Origin of the sequence: Lysinibacillus sphaericus, assembly GCF_001629735.1 — a bacterium.
GTDB classification, from domain to species: Bacteria; Bacillota; Bacilli; order Bacillales_A; family Planococcaceae; genus Lysinibacillus; species Lysinibacillus pinottii.
The window spans coordinates 303,706-329,712 of sequence record NZ_CP015224.1 but is presented as its reverse complement, the minus strand read 5'-3'; the positions used below and the strand labels follow the sequence as shown (position 1 = coordinate 329,712).

The following is a 26,007-nucleotide window of genomic DNA, read 5'->3' as shown; positions in this document are numbered from 1 at the left end:
GTTTTACACTTCTAAAATTTCTTTTTCTTTATCTTTCGTTACTTGATCCACTTTGACAATGAATTCATCTGTTAATTTTTGAATATCATCACCATAGCCACGTAGATCGTCTTCTGTGATTTCGCCAGCTTTTTCAAGTTTTTTCAAATCATCATTCGCATCACGACGTACATTACGTACAGCAATTTTTGCGTCTTCTGCTTCTTTTTTCACTTGCTTCACTAAATCTTTACGACGCTCTTCAGTAAGAGCAGGAATCATTAAGCGAATGATAGAGCCATCATTTGTTGGTGTGATACCGATATCTGATTTCATAATTGCTTTTTCAATTTCACCTAAAATTGTTTTATCATAAGGTGTAATCACTAATAAGCGAGCTTCTGGTACAGAAACACCCGCAAGCTGATTAATTGGTGTCGGGGCGCCATAATAATCAACCATAATACGATCTAATAACGATGCGTTAGCACGCCCTGCACGAATTGAAGATAGTTCACGTGTGAAAGCTGCAATTGTTTTGTTCATTTTTTCTTTTGCTTGTTCTAATACTTGTTTTGCCATTATGCATTCCTCCTAACAACTGTTCCGATTTTTTCGCCTAGTACAGCACGTTTAATGTTGCCTGGTTCCGTAATTGAGAAAACAATTAGTGGAATATCATTATCCATACATAGGGTAGAAGCTGTTGAATCCATTACTTGTAAGCCTTGTTGGATAACGTCTAAGTATGTGAGTGTATCATATTTAATGGCTGTTGTATCCACTTTTGGATCTGCTGAATAAACGCCGTCGACATTGTTTTTAGCCATTAAAATCGCATCTGCATCAATTTCTGCTGCACGTAATGCTGCCGTCGTATCGGTTGAGAAGAACGGATTACCTGTCCCTGCTGCAAAGATAACGACACGCTTTTTCTCAAGATGTCTAACTGCTTTACGACGAATGTATGGCTCCGCTACTTGAGTCATCACGATAGAAGATTGAACACGTGTTTCAATGCCTAATTTTTCAAGAGCATCTTGTAAAGCTAGGGAGTTCATTACAGTTGCAAGCATGCCCATATAGTCAGCTGCTGCACGATCCATCCCCATTTCACTACCTATTTTTCCACGCCATATATTACCGCCACCTACAACAACAGCAACTTCTACATCAAGATCCACTACTTCTTTTACTTCTTCTGCAACAGACTTGATTATTTTTGGTGATAAACCGAAGCCCGCTTCTCCAGCTAACGCTTCACCACTTAGTTTAATAACTACTCGTTTATATTGCGGTACACTCATTGTAAACCTCCGTAAGACTTTATTTAAAAAATCTCTATTCCCTTTTCCATTATAGTATATCTAACAATAATTGCTAGTTGAGAATAAGGCAGAATAGAAAATTCTATTACTATTTTCGTTCATTTCGGAAAAATAGGGAACACGCTATGTTGTGTTCCCCATTTTTTTCTAGAAAATCTAGATATTATTTGATTAGGATCAAATGCCCGCTAAATTAGTTACCTTTAACTTGGCTCATTACTTCTTCTGCAAAGTTATCTTCACGCTTTTCGATACCTTCACCTACAGCATAACGTACAAAGCCGTTTACTGAACCACCAGTAGAAGCTACGAAATCACGTACTTTTTGGTCAGAGTTTTTAACGAATGATTGATCAAGTAGGCACACGTCTTCGAAATATTTACCAAGACGACCTTCAACCATTTTAGCAACGATGTTTTCTGGTTTACCTTCGTTAAGAGCTTGCTCAGTTAATACTTTACGCTCACGTTCAACTTCTTCAGCAGAAACTTCATCGCGAGAAACATAAGTTGGGTTGATTGCAGCGATGTGCATTGCAACATCTTTCGCTGCTGATGCATCAGTAGAACCTTCTAAAGTTACTAATACGCCAATACGGCCTCCCATGTGTAAGTAAGCACCGAATGAATCTGCATCCGTTTTTGTTTTGATTTCAAAACGACGAAGTGTGATTTTTTCTCCAATTGTTGCAACAGCTGTAGAAATTTGATCTTCAATTTTTACACCTTCAGCATTTGTAAGCTCTAGAGCAGCTTCAACTGATGCTGGTTTCGCAGTAAGTAATTGCTCCGCTAAAGATGAAACCAATACTTGGAATTTGTCGTTTTTTGCAACGAAGTCAGTTTCAGCGTTAACTTCAAGGATGATTGCTTCGTTACCTTGTTCTAAAATGTAAGTAGTACCTTCCGCAGCGATACGGTCAGCTTTTTTAGCAGCTGAAGAAAGACCTTTTTCACGTAGGAAATCGATTGCAGCTTCTAGATCGCCATCAGTTTGTACTAGCGCTTTTTTACAATCCATCATACCAGCGCCAGTTTTTTCGCGTAATTCTTTTACTAATTGTGCAGTAATGTTTGCCATTTAGTGTTTCCTCCTCAAATTGGTTGAACAAAGTTTTAATGATAGGTTCTAAAAAAGGTGATAAGGGTTTTGAGCCACTTATCACCTTTTTGTAAACGTGAATTACTCAGCAGCAGCTTCTACAGCTGGAGCTTCTTCTTCACCTTGTTTTGACTCGATTAAAGCGTCAGCCATTTTAGCAGTTAAAAGTTTAACAGCGCGAATAGCATCATCGTTAGCAGGGATTACGTAGTCGATTTCATCTGGATCACAGTTTGTATCAACAATACCTACTAGAGGGATGTTTAATTTACGAGCTTCAGCAACCGCAATACGTTCTTTACGTGGGTCAACCACGAACATTACGTCTGGAAGATCGTGCATATCACGGATACCGCCTAAGAATTTGATTAGACGCTCGTGTTCTTTTTTAAGTTGGATTACTTCTTTTTTAGGAAGAACTTCGAAAGTACCTTCTTCTTCCATTTTTTCGATTTGTTTCATACGTGCAACACGTTTTTGAATTGTACCGAAGTTAGTAAGAGTACCACCTAACCAACGTTGGTTGATGTAGTAGTTGCCTGAACGTTCAGCTTCATCTTTGATCGCTTCTTGTGCTTGTTTTTTCGTACCAACGAAAAGAACTTTACCACCGTCTTGACCAACTTGACGCATGAAGTCATAAGCTTCCTCTAATTTTTTAACAGTTTTTTGTAAGTCGATGATGTAAATCCCGTTACGTTCTACGAAGATATATTTCTTCATTTTTGGGTTCCAACGACGAGTTTGGTGACCGAAATGTACACCAGCTTCAAGTAATTGTTTCATAGAAATTACTGACATGTGAATTTCCTCCTAGTATGTTTGGTTTTTATCCTCCGCATTTATCTTCTGCAACAAGCTACCCTAATCTTAGAGCACCACTTACTACATCAAAATGCGTGTGTAGTAATAACACCATTTGCAACTATATCATAGCTTTTCCCAGTTAGCAACAATTTAGTGATGAAATTTCAGTAAAAGCTCGATTTCTGTTTTTCCCTTTTGCAGCTGTTTCGCTATTTCTTCTGTTGATTTACCCTGCTTAGCTAAATTTAATGCCTGTTGCTCCATTGTTAGCTCTTTAACTTCTTCCTTTTGCTCTACTTTTAAAGGCATCGGTGAGGAAGCTATTGTTTCAGTTGTCTGTCTCTGACGGGAATAAGCATTGGCTACAATATTTTTAGGAACATAGAGCCTAGCATCTTTATCTAAGCTTAATGGACGGTCCTTTTTCAGCTCTTGCTCTGCTGCCGAATAAGCCTGCTCCTGCTGAGGTTCATAGCTTACCGTTTGCTGAACGCTAGTTGCTGCTAACTCTGAAGGTGAGACATTTTGTAGTTCTTTAATAAGACGGTCGTTTTCATCTTTCATTTCTGTTAAATAGACACTAATGGTATCGTCCATTTCACTCATTAAGCGTTCTTGCTTCTTTTCTAAATCCTTAAATTTTGCTAGCTTAGTATTTAAAATAATAAGGAAGTAAAATGTAAGTAGCTGTAAAAAGAATAGTACCGCTATTAGTATGGTTGTCATTGTAAACTCCTATCCACTAAAATCCACGAAATTACCTTTAAACGGATGTTGTGCCTGTTTTTCTTGTTGATCCTGTTGCTTTTTCTTCTTTTTGTAAATATCCGTTAAGTATTCGCCACCTGCATCTTCATCCTCATTTATTTCATCCATACCTTCTGATGTATTGACAATTTTTTGCTTACGTTCTATTTCCTTTTTTAACGCTTCATTGGCATGTGCTTGTTGAGCTAAAGCTTGTTGTTGTACTTGATCAGCCATTTTCCCAGCTTCAAATGTTTTAGGAATCGCAATTTGCAATTCAACCCCTTTTAAACTCATCGGAATCTCTCCCTCAAGGATATTTACGCATTCATCATTTCGCTAGATAATAATTTACGTAACTTTAAAAGCGCTTTGGAATGGATTTGGGAAATACGTGATGTTGATAATTCAAGCATTTCACCAATTTCAGTCAAAGTTAGTTCCTCCGTATAAAATAAACTTAGAACCAATTGTTCTTTTTCATTAAGCTTCTGAATATTTTCTGCTAAATCATCTAATAACTCTGATTTAACCACCGATTGTTCAGGTGTTTTTGTCGTATCGTCTCGTATGACAAACGACTTTCCATCTACCTCTTCTTGGTCTTGTTGTTCATTAATGGAAAGAACATTAGAAAAAAAATGCTCTTGTACTGTCTGATAAACATCTTCCACAGGTACTTCCATATGCTTCGCAAGTTCCTCAGGTGTAACATGACGCATATATTTTTGCTCTAATTGCTCAATCTGAGCATCTAATTTTTTGGCTTTTTCTCGCGCTGAGCGTGGTAGCCAATCTTCCTTACGAAGCCCGTCTATAATGGCTCCCCTTACTCTAAATGAAGCATATGTATCAAATTTCAAATCTCTATTAATATCAAATTTATTTAATGCATCAAATAATCCTATCATTCCTAAGCTCGTTAAATCATCTCGAGATACACTCTTTGGTAAACCCGCACTAATACGTTGAACATGATAAGATACTAAAGAAATATATTTTTTTATGAGTAAATCACCAGCATCTGGATCACGCTCATGTATCCAGCGATTCCACAGTTTTTGCTCATCGTTCAGAATTGGTTGTGTCATGAAATCCACCTCTCTAAAAAACGCCTTTACGCGCCCGTTTGCCACTGACTACTTGCGCTCATAAAACTTTTCTTTCATAAGGATTTCTCCATTATTTTTTATAAAATCCATAACCGTTCTACTCTTAGCATCACGCAACAGAGTAAAAAAATGGATAAGCTATTGCCATCTTTCCTACTATTATAACAAAAATCGACTATAATTTCATTTGTTTCTCTTAGTCTCTCTTCGTTTTATACAAACAAATTATAATTGTCCCCCTGTTATACATTAACCTAGTATACAGTTTAAAAATATGTCTAAATTATTAAGCTTTTACTTTTTAATTTTGTTAGTTCTTTTTACATATATACTAATTCTTATAATAAGTATTTTGACTCTTTATCTATTGATTTTTTCAGGTATAAATACCTTTAAAATTGCAATATACTCACCATTTGTCTATAACAGCCAAAAAAAGGATGGCTAGTTGACCGAAGCGTAATAGTACCACTTTTGACATTATTGCTTTCCATAAAATTAGATACGATATGACCATTAAAGATAATTATCTTACGTTGAGAGTTGCGGGCGATTGCTTCAGCAGCAAGAAGCATCCACTAAGACTATGTTTGCACTAGTAAATTTCACAAAAGTTTCCCCCTACCATACAGTTTTTCCTGAGCGATCAAATAAAAAAGAGCCGCTCATGGCGACTCTCTGTTTTAAGCATTCACTTGTTGTTCTTCTTCTCGATTCATCATCGTTCGAACCACTTGTGCAATCTCCTCTGAGTTCTCATCTTGAAATTCAACGGTTGAATTAGCCGAAGCAACTTCTTGATTTGTGCCTTCAGGAGTCGTTTGTTCATTGTCTCCTAGTTCACCTTCCACTGCTTCCTCATTTACCTCTGGCGTATACAATATGTATGCTATTAAAGTACGTACGATATACATCACAAGGAATACAATGATTGCTGTGATAAAAGATCCGATAATGACTCGAAGGGGAGTGTAAGGCTTTTGAAATGTACTAAAAAAATATATAGTAAAAGCTATTAATGCTCCCCATAGGTTATAAAATATGGAACCAAACATTAGATTTCGCTCACTCCTTGGTTAACTGTTCGAATATGTAATGACGATGTGGCAGGATTAAATTCAATCGTTCTACCACTGTTTCCACCAGTATCCTCGGCCACTAAAGGAATTCCATGTCTTTTCAATTCATTTTTAACAGCTTCTACATTACGAGGACCGATGCGCATTGAATCTTTGTCCGAAGTAAATTGAAACATCTGTGCGCCCCCAGCAATTTTTGCCTTTAGTTTAAATTTTTGAACGCCCTCTAATTTTAATAGATCAATCATTGCTGCTATTCCCGAATCTGCAAATTTTGCTACATTGATTGACTCAGATCTTCCCAAGCTTGAATCTGGTAACATCACATGGATTAAACCAGCAATTTTTTTTGACTCATCATATAAAATAACGCCAACACAAGAACCCAGACCAGAAGTTCGAATCGTGTTAGGTAGCTTTACTACATCCATTTGTGCAATTCCTACTTTAACCACTTGCCCACTATTACTGCTTAGCATCATCAGGAAACCCCTAATGCTTTAAAAATAGCATCAAATGAGTCGGGATCTGGTAATAGGAAGAAATGACCTCTCACAGTTTCATGGTCTTCTACACCTTCTTCAAAAATGGATGTATTTATAACAATGACATTATCACTTACATGTGATAATTCTATTAAACCAATACTTATAATTGCACCAAACATATCAACGCTTAGGCCTGGCACAGTTGGATAAATTTTCAAATTAGTGAAGTCCGATAAGGCAGATAAATAGGAACCTGATAAAATATTTCCCATTTCTTGCATAGCTGATAACCCTAGTTCAGAAACAGGTCGTTTTTTAAAATCAAATGTCTCATCATGAATGAGTCGACGAATAAAACGGTTTGCCTGTTCAATAGGGAGTATAAAGAACATACTTCCTTCAGCATCACCTTCAATGCGAAGGTAAATACCAACAACGACATTTTCTGATCCGCCAGCCAATTCCATCATATCGTTAAAGGACACCATTTCTACCTTTGGCACACGCATATCAATTTTTTTCCCAAGTAAATTGGAAAGTGCTGTCGCGGCATGCGCAGCACCAATATTGCCAATTTCCTTTAATACATCTAAATGTAGCGAGGTAATCTTTTGATTAAATGTCATGATCGATCCCTACTTTAGTGGATTTAATACTTTTTCTAAATGTAATAAGATTAATAATCGTTTTTCTACTTTAGCAACACCTGAAATAAATTCTTCCTCAAGTGAGCCAACAACTTCTGGTTGTGGTTCAATCGCACTTGCAGGAATATCAATTACATCGTTTGCTGAATCTACAACAAAGCCTACTTCCATATCTTCTAGTGAGATAATGATAATACGAGTTGTTTCCTCATGTTCTGAAATAGGTAATTCAAAGCGTTCACGTAAATCCACTATTGGTGTTACGACTCCGCGAAGATTGATAACACCTTTTACATATTTCGCCGTTTTCGGTACACGCGTAATATGCATTAACTTTTCTATACCCTGAACATGGGACACTGGAATTGCATATTCTTTATTGGCTAGTTGAAATACAATTACTTTAATACTTTCTTGTTCCACTGCGTTTGTCATCTTTTACACCTCTCTTATTCTTCACCTTATTTTATTAATGCGTTACAATCCACAATTAAGGCTACTTTACCATTTCCTAAAATAGTCGCACCTGAAATAGCAAAAATATTTGTTAAGTAATTTCCTAAAGACTTCAAGACAATTTCTTGTTGTCCAATGAAGGAATCCACCACTAAACCAGCAAGTTTTTCACCTTTGCGAACAATCACTACTGAATGGAATTCTTCATCTTGCGGCTCTGTACGAGGTACTTCAAAGATTTCCTCTAAGAATACCAACGGTACAACCTTGCCACGGAAGTCGATTACTTTTTGATTATGCGCATTCATAATCTCCGATGAACGGATAATAGATGTTTCAATAATAGATGATAATGGAATTGCATAAATTTCTTTTTCAATTTCCACAAGCATGACAGAAATAATCGATAATGTTAGTGGTAATTGGATAGAAAAGATGGAACCAACATCTTGTGTCGATTCAATTGAAATATTACCGCCAAGAGATTCAATCGTCGTTTTAACAACATCTAACCCTACTCCACGACCAGATACATCAGAAATGACATCAGCAGTCGAGAAGCCTGAAGCTAAAATAAGCTCATTGATTTGATTATCAGACATTGAGTAAGATTGTTCTTGCGTCACAATACCTTTTGAAATAGCTTTCGCTAGTACTTTATCACGATTAATTCCTGCACCATCATCTTCAATTTCAATAAAGACATAGTTCCCACTATGGTAAGCTCGTAGGACAACCGTACCTTCTTCTGGCTTACCTTTTGCACGGCGCGATGTTGGGTTCTCAATGCCATGGTCTACAGAATTTCGGATTAAGTGAACAAGCGGGTCACCAATTTCATCGATAACTGTACGATCTAGCTCTGTTTCAGCACCAATAATTTCAAGATTAATTTTCTTATTTAAATCTCGTGATAGCTGACGAATCATTTTTGGGAAACGGTTGAACACTGTTTCAACTGGCACCATACGCATTGTTAAAATGATTGTTTGCAAATCACCCATAACACGGCTCATTCGCTCCACAGTTTCGTTTAGTTCACCATGGTTTACCTCTGTGGCAATAGATTGTAATCGACCACGGTCAATGACAAGTTCTTCAAACAAATTCATTAAAATATCAAGACGTTCAATATTTACACGAATCGTTTTATTCCCAACAGGTGCATGATTTTTTTCAGCCTTTGCTGGTGCTGCTGTTTTTACAGACTGCGCGACTGGTTCAGGTTTAGAAGGGTCAGGAGTAGATGTAGATTCTACTTCCGCTACAGCCAATGCAGTTGCAGCCACTTCTTGCTGTGATTCATATTCTCTTTCACTAAATTTCTTTTGGTCAATTGCTGTAACAATAACTTCTTCAACCTCTGAAACTTTCATGATCTTTTTCTGCATATCTTCTGCTGATTCTTTTGTCACAAAGGCTACATAAAACTGTTGATCAAATTGTTCATCTTCTAGCTTTTCAACAGATGGACTCGATTTAATAACCTCTCCATCTTTTTCTAAAATCTCAAAGACCATAAATACACGTGCAGCCTTTAATAGACAATCTTCTCGTAATTTTACTGAAATTTCATAGGCATGGAAACCTTGTTCAGCCGATTGTGTGATAACTGTTTGTTCAAAACTATCATATTCTAAAACACATTCCACAGCTGCTGGTTCTGCAACGGTTGCAACCACCTCTGGTACTGCTTCCTCACCTAACTCTATTCGCTTAAGTTGAGCGACAGTTGCTGACACATCACGTTTACCATCACCGCCGTTCGCAATATCCATAACCATTTCTTCTAGATGGTCAACAGATTCAAAGACCACATCCAAAATTTCAGGTGTTACATGGATTTTTTCATTACGAATTGCATCTAAAACATTTTCCATTTTATGTGTTAAATCGGCTAAATCTTCAAAACCCATTGTGGCAGACATACCTTTTAAAGTATGGGCAGATCGGAATATTTCCCCAACAATTGCCAAATCATCTGGATTTTTTTCTAATGCTAATAAATGTTCACTACATGCTTGTAAATGCTCTTTACTTTCTTCGATAAACATCTCTAAATATTGATTGACTTCCATAAGAGGACACCCCTTTTAAGGCAAATATTTCATTATTGTTAGTGCTATATCATCTACATCGGCTACTTCATCAACTAGTTGCGTTTCTACCGCTGCTTTTGGCATACCATATACAATGCAAGTTTCTGCTGACTCAGCAATGGCAATAACATTACCGGTTTTTTTTAATGCTTTCAGTCCATTCGAACCATCATGCCCCATACCGGTCATAATCACTGCTACTTTATCAAAATCCTTATATTGACTAACATCTTCAAACATCACATCTACTGATGGTCTATGACCTGATCTTGGCGCTTCTTGATTATCAAGAACAATACCAAAGGTTGTCCCTACTTTCCTAAGCTTTAGGTGATAGCCACCTGGGGCAATATAAGCCACTCCATTTTGTAAAATATCTCCTTGCTCCGCCTCCTTAACAACTACTTCACTTAGCTGATCTAGACGCGTAGCGAGAGATTTTGTAAATCCAGCAGGCATATGCTGGACGATGAGGATAGGAGCTTGAATAGACTTAGGAATTTTTGTAATGACCTCCTGTAGCGCACGAGGTCCTCCTGTAGATGTACCGATTAGCACAATCTTTTTCCCCGCTTTATTCCATTCAGTATGCGACTTAGTTATAGCTACTTTAGAAGCAGTAGCATTCACAGGAATAGGTATTTGATGTTGTTGTAAATCTTTGTTTACGGTACTCACTTTTGTTACTGAATCTTGTTGTCGTTTACTACCAGAAGGTTTTTTCAATTTGGAAATTGGCACCATTGCTGCTTGTTCTACTTTGTGAACAAGCTCACTTTGGATTTTATGTAAATCAAGAGATATTGTTCCGCTTGGCTTTGCGACAAAATCTACAGCACCACTTTCAATAGCTGCTATAGCATTTTCTGTTCCAAGCTGAGTGGTGCTAGAGAGCATGATTACAGGAACTGGACATTGTATCATTATTTCTTTTAATGCATCTAGCCCATTCATTTCAGGCATCTCAATATCCATTGTCACAACTGATGGCTTCAATGATTGTATCTTTTTGATTGCATCTTTTCCATTTCGTGCAGTTCCAACTACTTCCACCTTCGAGTTGCCAACAAAAAAGTCACTAATTAGCTTTCTCATAAAAGCAGAATCATCCACAACTAATAGCTTGCTTTTATGTAAAAAGTCCAATTAATCACGCCCTTTCGAAAAAATACTTCTTAGTTTCGTTAAAAATTTCTTCGCTGTCTGATCATGTGCATGTATTTCCTCCACACGGTGCTCCATAAAACGAATCACTATGAGTTGTAATGTCTTAGAAATCAGTGCGTCTGGATAAGCAAGTGAAAATGGGACTTGCTCACGCACAGCCTTCCGCACAATCGAATCTTCGGGTAATGAACCGAGAATCGTGACTTCTTTGTCTAAAAAACGTTTCATGGCTAACTTTAAACGTTCGTTTGTTTCGATGCCTTCTTCTTTACTAAATGCACGGTTACAGAGGACAAAAAACTGCTTATCAGCATCTCGCATATGAATATATTTCATCATAGAATAAGCGTCCGTAATTGCGGTCGGCTCTGCCGTTGAAATTACAATAATTTCGTCTATTGATGTGAGTAAATCTAGCGACCAATTTGTGGCACCTGCCCCCATATCAAATAAAATATAATCATAGTTTTTCTGAAGTTGTTCAAATGCTTGAATAAGCTGCTCAAACATCATTTCGGACCAATTAAAAATATTTGTCATGCCCGACCCACCTGATATATATCTTAAACCATGGGGTCCTTCAAATATTACCTCTTCTAGTAGCTTATTTCCTTCTAAGAAATCTTTCAAACTATTGGAAGCACTTTTCCCAATTAAAATATTGATATTTCCCATCCCAATATCCATATCTACAATGACAACTTTTTTCCCCTTTTGGGCCAAAGACAAGGCAAAATTCATCGTGAAGTTACTTTTACCAACCCCACCTTTGCCACTGACAACTGCAATTGCTCGACCTAAATCGCCTTGCTGCTTCATCATTTTCAAGCGTAATGTTTCAGCTTGGTCTCTCATTTCTCTTCACCTTGAAAAAACAAATTAAGTACTGCTTCTAAATCAGCTTCTTCAATATCTTCTGGTACTTCTTGACCATTCGTATAGTAAGCAAGTCCTTTATTATATTTAATCATTAAATTGAGCATTGTGCCAATAGAATTTGTTTCATCAATTTTTGTGAATATAAATTTTTCAATTGGCAGCTGATTAAATTGGTCGATAATGTTCGCCATATCCTTTTCTTTCGTGGTCATCGCCAGTACTAAAAAGGATTCTGCTTGATCATCAAATTTTATAAGACGTTGAAGATCATCCACATACTTGATCTCTTTATAATTTCGACCAGCTGTATCAATAAACACTAAGTCTAAATGTGATAACCTTTGAATAGCTTGTTCGAAATCTGTTGCATTGTAAGCAATTTCAACGGGTGCCTGTAAAAGGCCAGCATAGGTTTTTAGCTGTTCTATTGCTGCGATTCGATACGTATCTGTCGTAATAAATCCAATTTTCTTCTTCTTTTCTAAAACTGCTCTAGCTGCCATTTTGGCGATTGTCGTTGTTTTACCCACGCCTGTAGGACCTAATACGTTGATATATTTTCTTTCATAGGACAATCCTCCAATAGGCAGATCTTCTAATCTCTTACGTAGTAGATTTTTCGTTACCATTTTACATTGTGAGAAATTTATTTCTGACGCTTCTTTGAAATGCATAAAAAGCTCATCACCTATCGTTGTGATGAGCTCTTCATTTAGCTCTTGCTGTCTTAAGTATTCAATGAAGGGTAAGAGTTCATCGGGATATTGAGCTTGGGTAGTCTTTTTATGCATCGATTGCATTAAAGATTTTAAATCTGCAATTTCCTTCCTCAATTCTTCTGAAATGCCAGTGTCCTCGTTTTTAACTACATTTGGCGATGGTTGATCTTGATGAATTTTTGCTTGAATCGCATTTGTAATATCTTGTAGTCTCACATTTTCCTTAGTTGCGATAGGTAGTGCTACAGGCGTTGGTGCTGGAGCCACTTGACTTGGCTCCATCCCATCCACTCCTGCAACTACTTCGAAACTTTTTTGTTTAATCATACCGAAAAATTTCTTCGTGATGACAACTTTAGAATTCAAAATGACAGCGTCCTCACCAAGTTCTGCACGTACTTGCTTCATAGCCTCTGGTATGGAAGATGCATAATATTTTTTCATTTTCATTAAACATTCACCACTCCAACACTTTGAATTTCAATAGAAGCATCCAACTCATTATAAGAAAGAACTGGAATTTGCGGGAAATAACGCTCCGTTAGCTGTCGTAAATACATACGCACTGCGGGAGAACATAAAATAATAGCCGATTGTTCCATAAAGGACACACGCTCTATTTCTGCTGCAATTGTCTCTAGGACCGTTTGGGAATCTTGAGGATCCATTGCTAAATAATTTCCGTGATCTGTTTGCTGAATACTATCAGCAATCATTTTTTCTACTTTACCTGAAACTGTAATAACTTTTAATGCTGAACTATCTCCCACATACTGAGATGTAATTTGACGGGCCAATGATTGACGAACATACTCGGTTAAGATATCTGTATCACTAGTTACCTTTGCATAGTCTGCTAGAGTTTCAAAAATAATTGGTAAGTTCCGAACAGAAACATTTTCTCGCAGTAGTTTACCAAGTACTTTTTGGATTTCTCCAGTCGATAAAGGTGTCGGTGTTAGCTCTTCTACTAAAATAGGATGAGTTTCTCGTAAGTGATCTATTAACTGCTTCGTCTCTTGACGACCTAATAATTCGTGAGCATTCGCACGAATTATTTCGGTTAAATGCGTGGATACCACACTTGGTGGGTCCACAACCGTGTAGCCATAAATTTCAGCATCTTCCTTCACTTGCTCTGTAATCCACTTAGCTGGCAATCCAAATGATGGCTCTACTGTATCAATACCTTCAATAGAATCATCATCACCTGGGCTCATAGCTAAATAATGATCCAGTAAAAGCTCACCTCGTGCCATTTCGTTTCCTTTAATTTTTATTCGATATTCATTTGGTTGAAGCTGAATATTATCTCGAATACGAACAACCGGGATGACAATCCCTAATTCTAGTGCTAACTGACGACGGATCATAATGACACGATCTAATAAATCCCCGCCTTGAGCAGCATCTACTAATGGAATTAATCCATAACCAAATTCAAATTCGATTGGGTCCACATTTAATAAATTCACAACATTTTCAGGGCTCTTCATGCCGTCTGTTGCCACTTCTTCTTCAATTTCAAGTAATTCCTCTTCATCCTCTGGTTTCTTACGTTCCATCATATAAGCTCCAGCAATGAGGGATAGACCTATTGGGAGTGTTACCCAGTTAGGAATTGGTGTAAATAATCCTAGTAATACTATGGTACCTCCAGCTACATAGAGTAACTTTGCTTGAGCAAATAATTGTCCTGTTATATCCTGACCAAGACTTCCTTTAGAAGAGGCGCGAGTTACCACAATCCCTGTTGCTGTTGAAATAAGCAAGGCAGGAATTTGGGAAACAATACCGTCCCCAACGGTTAGCTTAGAAAAATGAGTTGCAGCTTCTGCAAATGGGAGTCCCATTTGGACAACTCCGATGATGATTCCGAATAATAAGTTGATAATAACCATGACCATCGAGGCAATGGCATCCCCTTTTACGAATTTTGTGGCACCATCCATCGCTCCGTAGAAGTCCGCTTCGCCCGCTACTTTTTCACGTCGTTCGCGTGCTTCCTTTTCGGAAATTATTCCTGCATTTAAGTCAGCATCAATACTCATTTGTTTACCTGGCATTGCATCGAGTGTGAAACGAGCTGCTACTTCAGCTACCCGCTCTGCACCCTTTGTAATCACAATAAACTGAATTAATACTAGAATTAAAAAGACAACTAAACCTACGAGAATATTTCCCCCGACTACGAAATCACCAAATGTTTCTACGACAGATCCCGCGTCCCCATTTGCTAAGATCGCACGGGTTGTGGAAACACTCAGTCCTAATCGGAATAAGGTTAAAAGTAAAATAACCGAAGGAAAAATAGAGAAGTCTAATGCTTCCTTCATACTCATTGCTGTTAGCAGTACAATTAATCCTAATGTAATATTAATGACAATTAAGAAACTTAACATCCACGGAGGAAGAGGGATGATGAGCATCGCAACGATTAAAATAACCGCACCTAAAACCCCAATATCGCGAACTTTCATTTGTGTCCCTCCTACTAAAAAGCTTTAAATTTTACGTTTAATACGGTAAACATAAGCGAGTATTTCTGCTACTGCCTTGAAAAATTCTTCTGGTACGGGATCACCAATTTCAACTTGATCATACATGGCGCGAGCTAAAGGCCGATTTTCCACCATAATGACGTCATGCTCTTTGGCAATCAGCTTTATTTTTTGAGCGATAAAGTCTGTACCCTTTGCAATTACCCGAGGTGCATCCATGCTTTCCTCGTCATATTTGAGGGCAATCGCATAGTGAGTAGGGTTAGTAATAACCACATCTGCACTTGGAATCTCTGACATCATCCGACGCATCGCCATTTCGCGCTGACGTTGTTTGATTTTCGATTTAATCAGCGGGTCACCCTCACTATTTTTATATTCATCTTTAATATCTTGCTTAGACATTTTAAGATTTTTTTCATAATCAAATTTTTGATACAGCCAATCCAAAATGGATACACAAAGTAAAACTAATGATGCCGCTATGCCCATAATGCCGACAAGTTTTCCGACTGTAATGAGCGTTATCCATGGACTTTTAAAGGATAAAGCTAAAACCTCTGGCAGGTTTGTCCAGATAATAATTGTCGTTACACTACCGATAAAGCCAATCTTTAATACAGATTTCAGCAACTCTACGATTGCCTTTACCGAAAATATTCTTTTCAACCCTTTTATAGGGTCCATCTTTTTCAGATCAAATTTCATTGGCTCCAAAGTAAATAAAAAGCCAAATTGCAAAAAGTTACCTGCAAGTGCTCCAACAACAGCTATTGCCATAATCGGTACAATAATGAAAGCCATTTGAATTAATGTGTCTATAAATAAGTGCATCACACTGTCAATAGTCAGTGTTTCGATGCGTATGTTATGGATAAAGGTTTGTCTAAAAAACGCTAATAGCTCATCCCGTAAAGAACCTGCAAAGAAAAATAAGAAGATAAAGACCATCAGCATGACGATGGCACTTGTTACATCTTGACTCTTAACAACTTGTCCCTTTTTTCGAGCATCTTGGCGTTTCTTTGGCGTCGCCTTTTCAGTTTTTTCTCCTGAAAAAAACTGGATATCTAAATTGAGTAGTAGTTTCATGTTATCCACCACCTAAAATGGCCATTAAATCACGCATGCCGTAAATCATAATAGTGATTAACTTTTGAATAACTTGAATCATTACAGCCATCATTGTAAATAACACTAAAAAACTAACCCCTATTTTAATAGGAAAACCAACAACAAATATATTTAATTGTGGTACTGTTTTCGCAGTTATTCCTAAAGCTAAATCGACTAAAAATAGGGTAGCCACAACAGGTGCAGCCATCTGAAATGCAATGGCAAAAACGGCTGTAAATGTTGTGATGATAAATTGCGGAAAGCTATCATTTGTAAAACTAGGGAATTGATCCATAGGTAAAAATTGATAACTATAGTAAATTCCATCAAGAATCATATGATGGCCATTAATGGCTAATAATAAAAGGAATGCTAGCATATTAAAGAACTGTCCTATTAATGGACTTTGAGCACCTGTTTGCGGATCAATAATATTGGCAATGGCAAAACCCATTTGAAAATCAATAAAGCTCCCTGCAATTTGAATGGCAGACATAATAATATAACCTACTAGACCGAGTAACAGGCCAACAAGTGCTTCTTTCATCACTAATAATATGTAATCATCATTGAATGCAAATGGCTCAACATCAATTGTGTAATACATCATCCAAGCTAAAACCAATGCGAGAGTAATTTTGACTTGTGGTGGTATGGTTCTATAGGAAAAAAAAGGAACCGTAACAAAAAATGCTGAAACACGCACAAGCACCAATAAGAAAACCGTTAAATGCGGAATTAATTCATTCATGGACTCACCCTATATAACGTGTTAAATTCTCAAAAATGTCTCTCGCATAGCTAGTAACTTGAGATAGCATCCATGGGCCAAAGAACACGATGGCCACTAAGACGGCGACAATTTTCGGTACAAAAGCTAATGTTTGCTCTTGAATCGAAGTCGTAGCTTGAAAAATACTTACAGCCAAACCAGTGATTAAAGCTACTAATAGTAATGGACCGCTTGTTAGAAGGATAATCATAATGGCACGTTCTGCAACGGAAATAACCAATTCACCTGTCATACTGTATCATCCCCTAAAAACTTTGTAGTAGCGATTTCATGACGAGATACCAGCCATCGACCAGAACAAACAATAAGATTTTGAACGGCAATGAAATCATTACTGGCGGTAACATCATCATCCCCATCGACATTAATGTACTCGCAACAATCATATCGATCACTAGGAATGGAATAAAAATCATAAAACCTATTTGAAATGCTGTTTTAATTTCACTTAAAGCAAATGCTGGCACAAGCATTGTCAGTGGGATTTCTTCCACTGATGCTGGTTTTTCTGCTTGATTGTACGATAAAAACAAGTCTAGATCCTTTTGTCTAGTATGCTTACTCATAAATTCTTTAAATGGCAAGCTTGCCCGATCATAAGCTTCCTCTAAACCAATTTCTTCAGAAAATAGTGGTTGCAAAGCCTCTTTATTGACCTCTTGAAAGGTTGGCGCCATAATGAAGAACGTTAAAAATAAGGCTAAACCAACAATCACCTGATTAGGTGGCATTTGTTGTGTAGCCAGTGCCGTACGCACAAAGGATAAAACGATGACAATACGAGCAAAGGATGTCATTAAAATTAAAATACTTGGTGCCAGTGATAAAACAGTTAGTAGTAGTAAGAGCTTAACAGATGTTGAGACGTTGGTTGGATCGCTATTGGAAAAAATATTGATTAAATCATTCATTTATCATCCTTCTCCTTTTGCTTCCATCTCTCAATCTCTTCACTGCGCTCCTGTTTAATTTCGGATATCTTTTTTTCAAAGAGCTTGCCAAATGTCTCTTGCTTTTGTTCATTTTGCAAATTCTCTCTATCTTTTTTCTTAAACTTAGAAAATACTTCTGCAATATAAGGTGATGTTGCTGCAAGTTCTTGCCTTTCGTTATATAGTGCTAACAGTGCTTCTATTTCTTCAGGATCAGTAATTTCACGTAATAGCTGAACGTCTTCACCGACCCCCACTAAATACATGGTTTTACCTACTTGTAAAAGCTGTACTGATTTTTGCGCACCTAACGATAAACCGCCTAAATTTTGTATCATTTGATTACGTTGAAAGTTTAAATTACGTTTATTTAAAAACTTCATTAAACCATAAAACAAAGCTACAACAAAAATAAGCGCTAAAACCATTTTTATGTATTCCCATGCAGATATATCTCCAGCTGCTGATACACTCGGTTCTTGTTTAGCAGCTGGATCAGTCGTATCTCCATAACAAGCTTCTGGGTCTTTAATGCAATCTGTCACACTATTCGTATCAGAGTCTGCATAAACAGAAGTTGGTGTCGGGTACAAAAACAGGAAGGATACAAGAAATGCAAAAATCATCGTTAAACGAAATGATTTTAACATTTTCATGCAATCATCCTAGCGCTTTTTGGATCGCTTCAATTACTCGGTCTGCTTGGAAAGGCTTAACAATAAAGTCTTTCGCACCAGCTTGAATTGCATCGATTACCATTGCTTGTTGTCCCATTGCAGAACACATGATTACAGTTGCACTTGGATCTGATCCCTTAATTGCTTTAAGAGCCGCAATACCATCCATTTCTGGCATTGTGATATCCATTGTTACTAAATCTGGCTTCAATTCGTTGTACTTTTCAACAGCTTGTAATCCATCTGCCGCCTCTCCAACAACCTCAAATCCATTTTTCGACAAAATATCCTTGATCATCATACGCATAAATGCAGCGTCGTCTACAATCAAAATTCTTTTAGACATGGTTAACTCCTCCAATTGAAACTATCTTAAATTATTTAAACGCTCTGCTTGACTTAAAACATCTGTAATACGTACACCAAAGTTTTCATCAATAACAACGACTTCACCTTTAGCGATTAAACGACTATTCACTAAAATATCAACAGGCTCCCCTGCTAATTTATCTAACTCAATAATCGAACCACTGGATAGTTCTAAAATCTCTTTAACAGAACGTTTCGTACGTCCTAACTCTACAGTAACTTGCAATGGAATATCAAGTAGCATATTTAAATTTCTAGCTTCAGATTGAGAGATTACATTTGAATCGAAGCTAGCAAATTGTGCTTGTTGAACATTCACTGGCTGTGCAGCTCTCGCTGGTTGAGCAAACTGCTGTGGCTCCTGATAAACAGGTTGTTGCATAGTTGCTTCCGGCTGCTGATAAACAGGCTGTGCAGGCGGTGGCATAACAGGCGCTTGTGTTTGAACAGGTGGTGCTGTAATTGGCGGTGCCTCAGGTGCTATCGTTGCAGCCACAGGTTCTTCAATAGACTCAGTTTCTCCTAATAGAGATTTTACGATGTTTTGACTAAATTTTAGCGGTAATAATTGCATTAAATTCGAATCAATTAAATTACCAATTTTTAATCTAAAGGATACTTTAACTAGCAAATCATCTTCAGGGATATTTTCTCGACCTTCATTTTGAGAAATATTCATTAAGTCAATTGTTGGTGGCGAAATATCTACTTTTTTGTTGAATACTGTTGACATAGATGTAGCCGCAGAGCCCATCATTTGATTCATTGCCTCTTGAACAGCACTTAACTGAATTTCTCCTAAGTCAGGTTTCGGATTTAATCCATCGCCACCTAACATTAGGTCTGCAATAATAGCTGCATCAGATTGTTTAATAACAAGTAAATTCATACCTGTTAAGCCAATCGTATATTCCACTTGTACAGCTACATAAGGATGTGGAAACTCCTCTTCTAATTTATTTCGATTAATCATTGATATACTTGGGGTAGTAATATCTACTTTTTGTCCTAATAACGCCGATAGTGCTGTGGCAGAACTACCGAAAGAAATATTGCCTACCTCACCTAATGCATCTTGTGCAAACGAATCAAGGTAATCCTCTACTCGTAAATCATTTGTTTCATCAATTGAAGAAGCTTCAGTGCCGCTGTTTTTATCTTCCAACGTCTCGCCCCTTAATAACGCTTCAATTTCTTCTTGGGAGAGCATTTCATCACTCATCTTCGTCTCCTCCTTTCAAAGGGTCGATAATCTGGATTGCTAATTTTTTGCCTTGCTTACCTGGTTGAACAGTGAATTTTGGTAATGTCCCTACCTTCAATAGAAGTGGGTCATTAATTTTTTGCTCTAACTGTATAACATCACCAATTTGCATTGTAAGGAAATCCTCTATCGTGATATCCGTTAGCCCTAATTCAACTGAAAGAGGTAATTTTGCTTGTTTTACGCGTGTTTCAAGCATTTTTGTTTGCTCTGGAGACATTTCTTTCGTATTTGTTTGCATCCAATAGCGAACAGAAAGATTTGGAACAATCGGCTCCAATACAACATGCGGAATACAAATATTTATCATACCGCTTGTTTCACCAATAATCGTATTTAACGAAATGACAACTACTGTTTCATTTGGTGAGATCATTTGTAAAAATTGTGGATTCACTTCAAGCTCCACTAAAATCGGATCTATTTCCGCAACATTTTCCCAAGCCTCGCGTAAATTGTCGAATGAGCGTTCAAAAAGGTTTGTCATAATTTTTGTTTCAATTTCAGTTAGATTATCCACATTACTATGACTCGCCCCACTACCACCCATTATACGATCAAGCATGGAATAGGCAATGTTCGGATTTATTTCCATCAATATATTACCATCTAATGGTGGCACTTCAAATACATTTATGAGTGTCATATTCGGAATCGAACGGACGAACTCTTCAAATGGTATTTGGTCTACTGAAGCAACCGTAATTTGCACATAGCTTCTAAGCTGTGCAGAGAAGAAGGTTGTCAATAGTCGTGCAAAATTTTCGTGTATTCGGGTCAAACTTCGGATTTGATCTTTTGAGAAGCGGAGCGCACGTTTAAAGTCATAAACTTTAACCTTACGTCCCTCATCCTCCTTTTTTATGTCATCTGCTGACATTTCCCCAGTTGATATAGCGGAAAGCAGCGCATCTATCTCGGATTGAGATAACACATCTCCTGCCATTTGCCCACCTCCATTTCAAGCAGTTTCTGTTTTATTGAGTGATGAAGGAGGTAAAATATACTTCCTGGACTTCTCCCTCTTGCATCAATTCATTTACTCTAGTTTTTAATGATTTTTGGAAAATTTGCTTTCCTTGCTTACCTTCTAAATCTTTTTGCTCCATTTCAGAAAGCTCTTGAATGGCAATGTTTTGCACTTGGAAAACACGCTTTGTTAATTCTGCAGCAGCATCTTTGCTTGTCGTTTGAACTTTTAATGACAAGCGCACTACTCTTTTATCTGCAAGATTCGTCGTGATTTCTGGAATCTCCACGGTTGCCTCAACAATTTCATCAATGGTTGGTTCAATAGCTCCTGTCGGTTTATTAAATTGTGTAAGCAATACAAACAAGATAACCCCGATCAGTATGACTGCTACTAGCAAAATAATAATCATTGTTAACATTTTATTATTCTTCATCTTTTTCACCTCGTAGATGCGGGTTGGATAGTATTTGTATATTGTTATAAAAGGCAGTTACCTTTTGTCGCACCTCATCTTCACTCTCTAAAACAATAAATTTTGTTCCAGTTGTTAAAGTAATGGTCGTATCTGGAAATGATTCGACTGTTTCTATGTATAAAGCATTTAATGTAAATGCTTTGCCATTAAGACGTGTTAGTTCAATCATTGAATTAGGGCCGGGTCTAGCATGAGAGCCGGCCCGACCCTCCCTCATATGAAAATATGTTTATTAAAACGTCCATTATGAATTAAAGGACTTCTAATCAATCATTAACGTTTTAAGTTTACAAGCTCTTGTAACACTTCATCAGATGTTGTAATAATACGAGTATTCGCTTGGAAACCACGTTGAGCTACAATCATCTCTGTAAATTCTTCCGATAAGTCTACATTGGACATCTCAACTGTTCCAGGTACTACTTTACCCATCCCTGCAACAGTGGCTACTTGTGCATATGCAGCACCAGAGTTTGCCGTTTGTTGATAATAGTTTCCACCAACCTTAGCAAGACCACCAGCGTTAGGGAATTTAGCCATAATCAGCTGCCCAGCCCATTTGCGATTACCATTTAGATCCACATATTCGATCGTACCATTAGCTCCGATGCTAATCTCTTTAGCAGTCGTTGGAATACGGATTGGTCCTACCTCTCCATCTTCAGGGTCTAGGACACCATCATCATCAAATAAGTTGGCACCTTCATCTCCTGAAGCAATTGGTGCATCATCTGGATTAATACCATCGTCATCAGCTTCCATAACAATGTCTTCCCCAGCAGAAACACCTACTAAATATTTACCGTCAGCATTAACTAAATAGCCATTGCTATCCATATAGAAAACACCATTACGAGTAAATAGGGTATTGTTGAATCCTTCTTCACCGATGAATCCACTATCTGGGTCTGGAGCTCCATTTGCATCAGCAACCATGAAGAAGCCATCTCCTTCAATCCCTAAGTCCAGCCCACGCCCAGTACCTTGTAAAGAGCCGCCACCATGTATTGTGTCAATAGCTGCTAATTGTGAACCTAAACCAACTTGTTGTGGGTTCACACCACCTCGTGTTGCTGTTGCGGCAGATGCACCGGCTTGTGTTTGAGACATTAAATCTTTAAAAAGTACACGCCCTTTTTTAAAGCCAACAGTATTAACATTCGCAATGTTATTACCAATAACATCCAGCTTTGTTTGGAAGTTTTTAAGACCTGAAATACCTGAATACATAGAACGTAACATAAGTTTTCGTTCTCCCTTCAATTTTTATTTGTGTGCTTCTATCAATCAGCATCACGAAGGCTTCCTTTCATAAGAAGGTCCAGCCTTTAAAGCACGATCGTGCCATCAATATTTGTAAATAACTGTTGCTTTGCTTCCGTGCGATCCATTGCTGTAATGACAGTAGCGTTTTTAGCACTGACAATTAAAGCTGCTTGATCCATCAAGACTAATGGCTGTTTAACACCTTTTGAGTGAGCTTCAAATACCTTATCCGAGACAACCTGCCATTCTTGTTCAGAGATGTCAATTTTACGCTCCGTGATACGTTCATGCGCATGTTTGCTCACCTTCAGCTCTTGCTTTGAAGCTTCCTGTAAATGGGCTTTAAAGGATTGCTGTGAATGAATGGGTGTAGGTTGATTTGCACGAACAGATGGATGCAAGGGTACACGATGAATTGAAAATTTATCCATCACTTTTCCCCACCTTTATTCGCTTATAACTGTAAAATCTTTATCAGTTAGTTTTTTATCATTATCTAATAGGTAGTAAATGACGCCATCTTTATTGGAAACAGAAACGATTCTCCCTTGTAATTCCTGCTCACCATCTTGATATGTCACTTTTTTACCTATCAATTTACTAGCCTGAACAAGTGGAGATTCTGGCACAGGATTATTCCCATCTGGACTTGTTCCAGAGCCAAGGATTCCAGAAATATTACCAGGCGTTATTTCTTTCCCATCTGCTAATTTGAAGACAACACTGCCATCTACAAATTTCAAGGATTCAATTACACCTGAGCCTTCATTTACGATTGGCTCTCCTTTTTCATCTGTTTTATCTGAAATCTCATGCCATTTGACTTCTTTACCAACAAAGGTAGCATAATTCATCATTTGTGTTTGTTGCTGTGATGCTAATAAAGATTCTACTGCCTTTGTCATGTTCTGCATTTGTTCTAAAGAAGAAAACTGCGCCATTTGTGAAATGAATTCTCGGTCATTCATTGGATTTGTTGGATCCTGATGCTGTAATTGGGTAATTAACAGTTGAAGAAAGGCATCTTTGCCAAGTTCACTATTCCCTGTTTGTTTGGTTGGTTTTTTATAATTCGAATAGTAAAGATCGTCCGTTATGGATGCATTCTTTACTTTAGACGTTGAATCCGCCATCCATTACACCTCCTCGTTTAATAAATAGTCACTAAAGGATTTCTCTTCATCATCATCCTCAGTTTTTTGCTGCTGTTCTTCGTCCTGTTGTTGTCTAAAGAAATTATTAAAGAAGTTTTGATCACGTTGCTGGCGATCTGCATCCTGTAATGATTGTGCAATATCCAGACGATCCACTTGAATGTTCTGCTGAACAAATGCCTGTTTTAGCTGATGTGCTTGACTATCAAGCATTTCACGTCCATGGGCTGTAGAAGCTAGTAGACGAGCTGTCAATACACCATCATTTTGCACAAGCTCTATACGAATTGTACCTAAATTTTCTGGATACAATTTGATTGTTAATCGTGTGATCCCTTGTGCATTGGAAATTTGGGCTCTATTGATAATGGCTTGCATTTCTTTTAATAAAGCCTCTGACTGTGCAGGCTTAGCAGTAGGTAAAGTTACCTGGAACGTATCTGGTTTGGTTTGTACCGTTTGCGGTGTCACCATTTCATGAGAATTTGTCTCACTTTGCTTGGTCATTTGGACTTGCTGGAAGCCTTGTAATGAAAATGTGCCTGTTGATTTGGTTGTTGTTGTTACTTGTATCGTTTCGACTTGCGTTTGTAACGTCGTTAAAAGACTTTTAACGGTTGTTAACAAATTTTCTTGCGGAGCTGTTAAGTCCGACTTTTGTCCTACTAATTGTACTAGCTTTAACACTTGAAGAATTTGCGTTGCCTCTTTTGGTGTTACTTGACCTTCTCCTTGTAGTGCAGTACCTATCAGCGATTGTAGAATTGGCGCCTGAGCATCTACTAATGATAATAGCTCCCAAACGTCACTAGCTTCTTTTTCTTCTCCTAATAGCTGCTGAACTATTTTTTGGAGCTGCTCATCATCAATACCTAATGCGTTTAGTATATTGTTTAATTCAAGCATTTCGTCCATAGACACTGCTTTACCTTCTTCTTCAAGCTGAAGTATTAATAATCCATCATCGTGTGAGACTCCTAATAAATCTAGTACCTCTTCCAATGAATCAGCGTTTAAAACCTGCTGTAAATCAGCCAGTTCATTGTTTGAAGTAGCTTGTGAAGATTGATTTGGTTGGGTTGAGGAAGATAGGACTTGTCCAAAAACAGAGCCGAATTTTGATAAATTATCCTGTTTCGATGTTCCATTAATCTTTCCATCAGAGCTACTAACTGTTGACGGTTTTGTTGCCGCATTTTTAGTAGGGGCTGATTGTGTTATCATTTTCATCATTGCTATATCCACTCTTTTCACCTCCTTTCGTTATTTCTACTGTTTAGCCATGAGCTCCGTATATTTCGCTGCATCCTTAGCGTCCATTTTCTCTAAAATTGCTGCTAGTTTATCAGGTTTTAAATTGGTTAAAATGCGCAGTGCTTCTGCATCGCTCATATTAATTAATACCGGTGCTGCAGATTTAGGAGACATTTTATCGAACGTCGATAATATATCATTGAAATCCCGCTTCACATCATCTTGTTGTCGATTTAATTTTTCAATTTCAAATTGAAGTTGCTCTTTTTCAATCGTGAGCTTCTCTTTTTCAGATGTTGTTGTATCCAACTTTTTTTGTAGTTGTGTAATTTCTGCTTCTTTTTCTTGAATCTCTGCCTGTAAATTAACTATTTTCGAATCATTGTTTACGACAGCATCTTTTGCTTGCTGTTCTTCTGAAGGAACAAAAGGTAAATTGCCAATTGCCTTTTTTCCTAAGTCAAAAACATTTGTATTCATTAACGTAGCCACAACAAGTAAAACAGCTACTACAAACATAAGTGGCAGTACGATCCAAGTAAAAAACTTTAGAAAGCCTCCAGCTTTTTTCTTAGGTGGCTGTTCTACTAATTCTGCTGTCAATCGATTGTCTTTTTTCACCAT

The 26,007-nt window shown here is 37.5% G+C and carries 31 protein-coding genes; all 31 read right to left on the bottom strand.

The genetic code is table 11. From position 1 onward, the window contains the following. Positions 1 to 3: 3 nt before the first annotated feature. The 31 genes from frr to A2J09_RS01400 all read right to left on the bottom strand — a co-directional run bounded on the left by frr (position 4) and on the right by A2J09_RS01400 (position 26,007). Positions 4 to 561 carry a ribosome recycling factor gene (gene frr / locus A2J09_RS01550; RefSeq protein ID WP_031419001.1) on the bottom strand — a complete coding sequence of 186 codons (558 nt, stop codon included), beginning with the start codon at positions 559 to 561 and terminating at the stop codon, positions 4 to 6. Beyond that, positions 561 to 1,286, bottom strand: a complete 726-nt coding sequence (gene pyrH / locus A2J09_RS01545) for a UMP kinase (RefSeq protein WP_012293293.1) — start codon at positions 1,284 to 1,286, stop codon at positions 561 to 563. The genes frr and pyrH overlap by 1 nt, the downstream gene beginning before the upstream one ends. Positions 1,287 to 1,500: 214 nt before the next feature. Beyond that, entirely contained in the window at positions 1,501 to 2,388 is an 888-nt protein-coding gene (gene tsf / locus A2J09_RS01540; protein ID WP_012293292.1) for a translation elongation factor Ts, read from the bottom strand. 102 nt (positions 2,389 to 2,490) lie between these two features. Further along, the gene (rpsB, locus tag A2J09_RS01535; RefSeq protein WP_004269262.1) at positions 2,491 to 3,210 is read right to left on the bottom strand and encodes a 30S ribosomal protein S2; all 720 of its coding nucleotides are present in this window, start codon (positions 3,208 to 3,210) and stop codon (positions 2,491 to 2,493) included. A 156-nt stretch (positions 3,211 to 3,366) separates the two neighbouring features. After that, the gene (locus tag A2J09_RS01530) at positions 3,367 to 3,942 is read right to left on the bottom strand and encodes a hypothetical protein (RefSeq protein WP_031418999.1); all 576 of its coding nucleotides are present in this window, start codon (positions 3,940 to 3,942) and stop codon (positions 3,367 to 3,369) included. A gap of 9 nt (positions 3,943 to 3,951) precedes the next feature. Then, entirely contained in the window at positions 3,952 to 4,260 is a 309-nt protein-coding gene (locus tag A2J09_RS01525) for a hypothetical protein (RefSeq protein WP_012293288.1), read from the bottom strand. 23 nt (positions 4,261 to 4,283) lie between these two features. Beyond that, positions 4,284 to 5,054 (bottom strand): FliA/WhiG family RNA polymerase sigma factor, encoded by a 771-nt coding sequence (locus A2J09_RS01520; RefSeq protein ID WP_008180720.1) that lies wholly within the window; start codon positions 5,052 to 5,054, stop codon positions 4,284 to 4,286. A 704-nt stretch (positions 5,055 to 5,758) separates the two neighbouring features. Then, positions 5,759 to 6,130 carry a hypothetical protein gene (locus tag A2J09_RS01515; RefSeq protein WP_036160966.1) on the bottom strand — a complete coding sequence of 124 codons (372 nt, stop codon included), beginning with the start codon at positions 6,128 to 6,130 and terminating at the stop codon, positions 5,759 to 5,761. Then, positions 6,130 to 6,636: a chemotaxis protein CheD gene (locus A2J09_RS01510; protein ID WP_012293285.1), complete on the bottom strand. Its 507-nt coding sequence runs from the start codon at positions 6,634 to 6,636 to the stop codon at positions 6,130 to 6,132. The genes A2J09_RS01515 and A2J09_RS01510 overlap by 1 nt, the downstream gene beginning before the upstream one ends. After that, the gene (locus tag A2J09_RS01505) at positions 6,636 to 7,268 is read right to left on the bottom strand and encodes a chemotaxis protein CheC (RefSeq protein ID WP_012293284.1); all 633 of its coding nucleotides are present in this window, start codon (positions 7,266 to 7,268) and stop codon (positions 6,636 to 6,638) included. Before A2J09_RS01505 ends, A2J09_RS01510 begins: the two co-directional genes overlap by 1 nt. 9 nt (positions 7,269 to 7,277) lie before the next feature. Then, positions 7,278 to 7,724, bottom strand: a complete 447-nt coding sequence (locus tag A2J09_RS01500) for a chemotaxis protein CheW (protein ID WP_008180734.1) — start codon at positions 7,722 to 7,724, stop codon at positions 7,278 to 7,280. Positions 7,725 to 7,750: 26 nt separating this feature from the next. Next, entirely contained in the window at positions 7,751 to 9,823 is a 2,073-nt protein-coding gene (locus A2J09_RS01495) for a chemotaxis protein CheA (protein WP_012293283.1), read from the bottom strand. 15 nt (positions 9,824 to 9,838) lie between these two features. Then, positions 9,839 to 10,990 (bottom strand): protein-glutamate methylesterase/protein-glutamine glutaminase, encoded by a 1,152-nt coding sequence (locus A2J09_RS01490; protein WP_012293282.1) that lies wholly within the window; start codon positions 10,988 to 10,990, stop codon positions 9,839 to 9,841. After that, positions 10,991 to 11,866, bottom strand: a complete 876-nt coding sequence (locus A2J09_RS01485) for a MinD/ParA family protein (RefSeq protein ID WP_012293281.1) — start codon at positions 11,864 to 11,866, stop codon at positions 10,991 to 10,993. Then, the gene (gene flhF / locus A2J09_RS01480) at positions 11,863 to 13,059 is read right to left on the bottom strand and encodes a flagellar biosynthesis GTPase FlhF (protein WP_012293280.1); all 1,197 of its coding nucleotides are present in this window, start codon (positions 13,057 to 13,059) and stop codon (positions 11,863 to 11,865) included. The genes A2J09_RS01485 and flhF overlap by 4 nt, the downstream gene beginning before the upstream one ends. Beyond that, positions 13,059 to 15,089, bottom strand: a complete 2,031-nt coding sequence (flhA, locus tag A2J09_RS01475; protein ID WP_012293279.1) for a flagellar biosynthesis protein FlhA — start codon at positions 15,087 to 15,089, stop codon at positions 13,059 to 13,061. Before flhA ends, flhF begins: the two co-directional genes overlap by 1 nt. Before the next feature lie 24 nt (positions 15,090 to 15,113). Beyond that, positions 15,114 to 16,202, bottom strand: a complete 1,089-nt coding sequence (flhB, locus tag A2J09_RS01470) for a flagellar biosynthesis protein FlhB (RefSeq protein WP_012293278.1) — start codon at positions 16,200 to 16,202, stop codon at positions 15,114 to 15,116. Between the two features lies 1 nt (position 16,203). Then, positions 16,204 to 16,977 (bottom strand): flagellar biosynthetic protein FliR, encoded by a 774-nt coding sequence (gene fliR, locus A2J09_RS01465; RefSeq protein WP_012293277.1) that lies wholly within the window; start codon positions 16,975 to 16,977, stop codon positions 16,204 to 16,206. A gap of 4 nt (positions 16,978 to 16,981) precedes the next feature. Beyond that, positions 16,982 to 17,251 carry a flagellar biosynthesis protein FliQ gene (gene fliQ, locus A2J09_RS01460; RefSeq protein WP_012293276.1) on the bottom strand — a complete coding sequence of 90 codons (270 nt, stop codon included), beginning with the start codon at positions 17,249 to 17,251 and terminating at the stop codon, positions 16,982 to 16,984. Positions 17,252 to 17,264: 13 nt separating this feature from the next. Then, a complete protein-coding gene (gene fliP / locus A2J09_RS01455) occupies positions 17,265 to 17,930 on the bottom strand; it encodes a flagellar type III secretion system pore protein FliP (RefSeq protein WP_012293275.1) in 666 nt (221 codons plus the stop codon). Beyond that, positions 17,927 to 18,607, bottom strand: a complete 681-nt coding sequence (locus A2J09_RS01450; RefSeq protein WP_012293274.1) for a flagellar biosynthetic protein FliO — start codon at positions 18,605 to 18,607, stop codon at positions 17,927 to 17,929. The genes fliP and A2J09_RS01450 overlap by 4 nt, the downstream gene beginning before the upstream one ends. A gap of 4 nt (positions 18,608 to 18,611) precedes the next feature. Next, entirely contained in the window at positions 18,612 to 18,974 is a 363-nt protein-coding gene (locus tag A2J09_RS01445) for a response regulator (RefSeq protein ID WP_008180756.1), read from the bottom strand. Between the two features lie 21 nt (positions 18,975 to 18,995). Then, positions 18,996 to 20,219 carry a flagellar motor switch phosphatase FliY gene (fliY, locus tag A2J09_RS01440; protein WP_012293272.1) on the bottom strand — a complete coding sequence of 408 codons (1,224 nt, stop codon included), beginning with the start codon at positions 20,217 to 20,219 and terminating at the stop codon, positions 18,996 to 18,998. Continuing rightward, positions 20,212 to 21,207: a flagellar motor switch protein FliM gene (gene fliM / locus A2J09_RS01435; protein WP_012293271.1), complete on the bottom strand. Its 996-nt coding sequence runs from the start codon at positions 21,205 to 21,207 to the stop codon at positions 20,212 to 20,214. The genes fliY and fliM overlap by 8 nt, the downstream gene beginning before the upstream one ends. Before the next feature lie 31 nt (positions 21,208 to 21,238). Next, positions 21,239 to 21,667 (bottom strand): flagellar basal body-associated protein FliL, encoded by a 429-nt coding sequence (gene fliL, locus A2J09_RS01430; protein ID WP_008180761.1) that lies wholly within the window; start codon positions 21,665 to 21,667, stop codon positions 21,239 to 21,241. Next, positions 21,657 to 21,878, bottom strand: a complete 222-nt coding sequence (locus A2J09_RS01425) for a flagellar FlbD family protein (RefSeq protein ID WP_012293269.1) — start codon at positions 21,876 to 21,878, stop codon at positions 21,657 to 21,659. The genes fliL and A2J09_RS01425 overlap by 11 nt, the downstream gene beginning before the upstream one ends. 104 nt (positions 21,879 to 21,982) lie before the next feature. Then, positions 21,983 to 22,951: a flagellar basal body rod protein FlgG gene (gene flgG / locus A2J09_RS01420; RefSeq protein WP_012293268.1), complete on the bottom strand. Its 969-nt coding sequence runs from the start codon at positions 22,949 to 22,951 to the stop codon at positions 21,983 to 21,985. Positions 22,952 to 23,037: 86 nt separating this feature from the next. Continuing rightward, positions 23,038 to 23,406, bottom strand: coding sequence for a TIGR02530 family flagellar biosynthesis protein (locus A2J09_RS01415; protein ID WP_012293267.1), 369 nt, complete (start codon positions 23,404 to 23,406; stop codon positions 23,038 to 23,040). 15 nt (positions 23,407 to 23,421) lie between these two features. Beyond that, positions 23,422 to 24,108 carry a flagellar hook assembly protein FlgD gene (gene flgD, locus A2J09_RS01410; protein ID WP_012293266.1) on the bottom strand — a complete coding sequence of 229 codons (687 nt, stop codon included), beginning with the start codon at positions 24,106 to 24,108 and terminating at the stop codon, positions 23,422 to 23,424. A gap of 3 nt (positions 24,109 to 24,111) precedes the next feature. Further along, positions 24,112 to 25,374 (bottom strand): flagellar hook-length control protein FliK, encoded by a 1,263-nt coding sequence (locus A2J09_RS01405; RefSeq protein ID WP_012293265.1) that lies wholly within the window; start codon positions 25,372 to 25,374, stop codon positions 24,112 to 24,114. Between the two features lie 24 nt (positions 25,375 to 25,398). Continuing rightward, entirely contained in the window at positions 25,399 to 26,007 is a 609-nt protein-coding gene (locus tag A2J09_RS01400) for a MotE family protein (protein WP_012293264.1), read from the bottom strand.

Excerpts from the sequence above, each read along its gene's own strand:
- frr (WP_031419001.1), bottom strand. The coding sequence starts at position 561 with ATGGCAAAACAAGTATTAGAACAAGCAAAAGAAAAAATGAACAAAACA.
- A2J09_RS01415 (WP_012293267.1), bottom strand. The coding sequence starts at position 23,406 with ATGGATAAATTTTCAATTCATCGTGTACCCTTGCATCCATCTGTTCGT.
- A2J09_RS01515 (WP_036160966.1), bottom strand. The coding sequence starts at position 6,130 with ATGTTTGGTTCCATATTTTATAACCTATGGGGAGCATTAATAGCTTTT.
- A2J09_RS01445 (WP_008180756.1), bottom strand. The coding sequence starts at position 18,974 with ATGTCTAAAAGAATTTTGATTGTAGACGACGCTGCATTTATGCGTATG.
- tsf (WP_012293292.1), bottom strand. The coding sequence starts at position 2,388 with ATGGCAAACATTACTGCACAATTAGTAAAAGAATTACGCGAAAAAACT.
- flhB (WP_012293278.1), bottom strand. The coding sequence starts at position 16,202 with ATGAAACTACTACTCAATTTAGATATCCAGTTTTTTTCAGGAGAAAAA.
- fliL (WP_008180761.1), bottom strand. The coding sequence starts at position 21,667 with ATGAAGAATAATAAAATGTTAACAATGATTATTATTTTGCTAGTAGCA.
- fliR (WP_012293277.1), bottom strand. The coding sequence starts at position 16,977 with ATGAATGAATTAATTCCGCATTTAACGGTTTTCTTATTGGTGCTTGTG.
- A2J09_RS01530 (WP_031418999.1), bottom strand. The coding sequence starts at position 3,942 with ATGACAACCATACTAATAGCGGTACTATTCTTTTTACAGCTACTTACA.
- flhF (WP_012293280.1), bottom strand. The coding sequence starts at position 13,059 with ATGAAAATGAAAAAATATTATGCATCTTCCATACCAGAGGCTATGAAG.
- A2J09_RS01400 (WP_012293264.1), bottom strand. The coding sequence starts at position 26,007 with ATGGTGAAAAAAGACAATCGATTGACAGCAGAATTAGTAGAACAGCCA.
- flgD (WP_012293266.1), bottom strand. The coding sequence starts at position 24,108 with ATGGCGGATTCAACGTCTAAAGTAAAGAATGCATCCATAACGGACGAT.
- flgG (WP_012293268.1), bottom strand. The coding sequence starts at position 22,951 with ATGTTACGTTCTATGTATTCAGGTATTTCAGGTCTTAAAAACTTCCAA.
- A2J09_RS01520 (WP_008180720.1), bottom strand. The coding sequence starts at position 5,054 with ATGACACAACCAATTCTGAACGATGAGCAAAAACTGTGGAATCGCTGG.
- rpsB (WP_004269262.1), bottom strand. The coding sequence starts at position 3,210 with ATGTCAGTAATTTCTATGAAACAATTACTTGAAGCTGGTGTACATTTC.
- A2J09_RS01510 (WP_012293285.1), bottom strand. The coding sequence starts at position 6,636 with ATGATGCTAAGCAGTAATAGTGGGCAAGTGGTTAAAGTAGGAATTGCA.
- A2J09_RS01485 (WP_012293281.1), bottom strand. The coding sequence starts at position 11,866 with ATGAGAGACCAAGCTGAAACATTACGCTTGAAAATGATGAAGCAGCAA.
- flhA (WP_012293279.1), bottom strand. The coding sequence starts at position 15,089 with ATGAAAGTTCGCGATATTGGGGTTTTAGGTGCGGTTATTTTAATCGTT.
- A2J09_RS01495 (WP_012293283.1), bottom strand. The coding sequence starts at position 9,823 with ATGGAAGTCAATCAATATTTAGAGATGTTTATCGAAGAAAGTAAAGAG.
- A2J09_RS01505 (WP_012293284.1), bottom strand. The coding sequence starts at position 7,268 with ATGACATTTAATCAAAAGATTACCTCGCTACATTTAGATGTATTAAAG.
- A2J09_RS01525 (WP_012293288.1), bottom strand. The coding sequence starts at position 4,260 with ATGAGTTTAAAAGGGGTTGAATTGCAAATTGCGATTCCTAAAACATTT.
- fliQ (WP_012293276.1), bottom strand. The coding sequence starts at position 17,251 with ATGACAGGTGAATTGGTTATTTCCGTTGCAGAACGTGCCATTATGATT.
- A2J09_RS01500 (WP_008180734.1), bottom strand. The coding sequence starts at position 7,724 with ATGACAAACGCAGTGGAACAAGAAAGTATTAAAGTAATTGTATTTCAA.
- fliY (WP_012293272.1), bottom strand. The coding sequence starts at position 20,219 with ATGAGTGATGAAATGCTCTCCCAAGAAGAAATTGAAGCGTTATTAAGG.
- fliM (WP_012293271.1), bottom strand. The coding sequence starts at position 21,207 with ATGGCAGGAGATGTGTTATCTCAATCCGAGATAGATGCGCTGCTTTCC.
- A2J09_RS01425 (WP_012293269.1), bottom strand. The coding sequence starts at position 21,878 with ATGATTGAACTAACACGTCTTAATGGCAAAGCATTTACATTAAATGCT.
- fliP (WP_012293275.1), bottom strand. The coding sequence starts at position 17,930 with ATGAATGATTTAATCAATATTTTTTCCAATAGCGATCCAACCAACGTC.
- A2J09_RS01450 (WP_012293274.1), bottom strand. The coding sequence starts at position 18,607 with ATGAAAATGTTAAAATCATTTCGTTTAACGATGATTTTTGCATTTCTT.
- pyrH (WP_012293293.1), bottom strand. The coding sequence starts at position 1,286 with ATGAGTGTACCGCAATATAAACGAGTAGTTATTAAACTAAGTGGTGAA.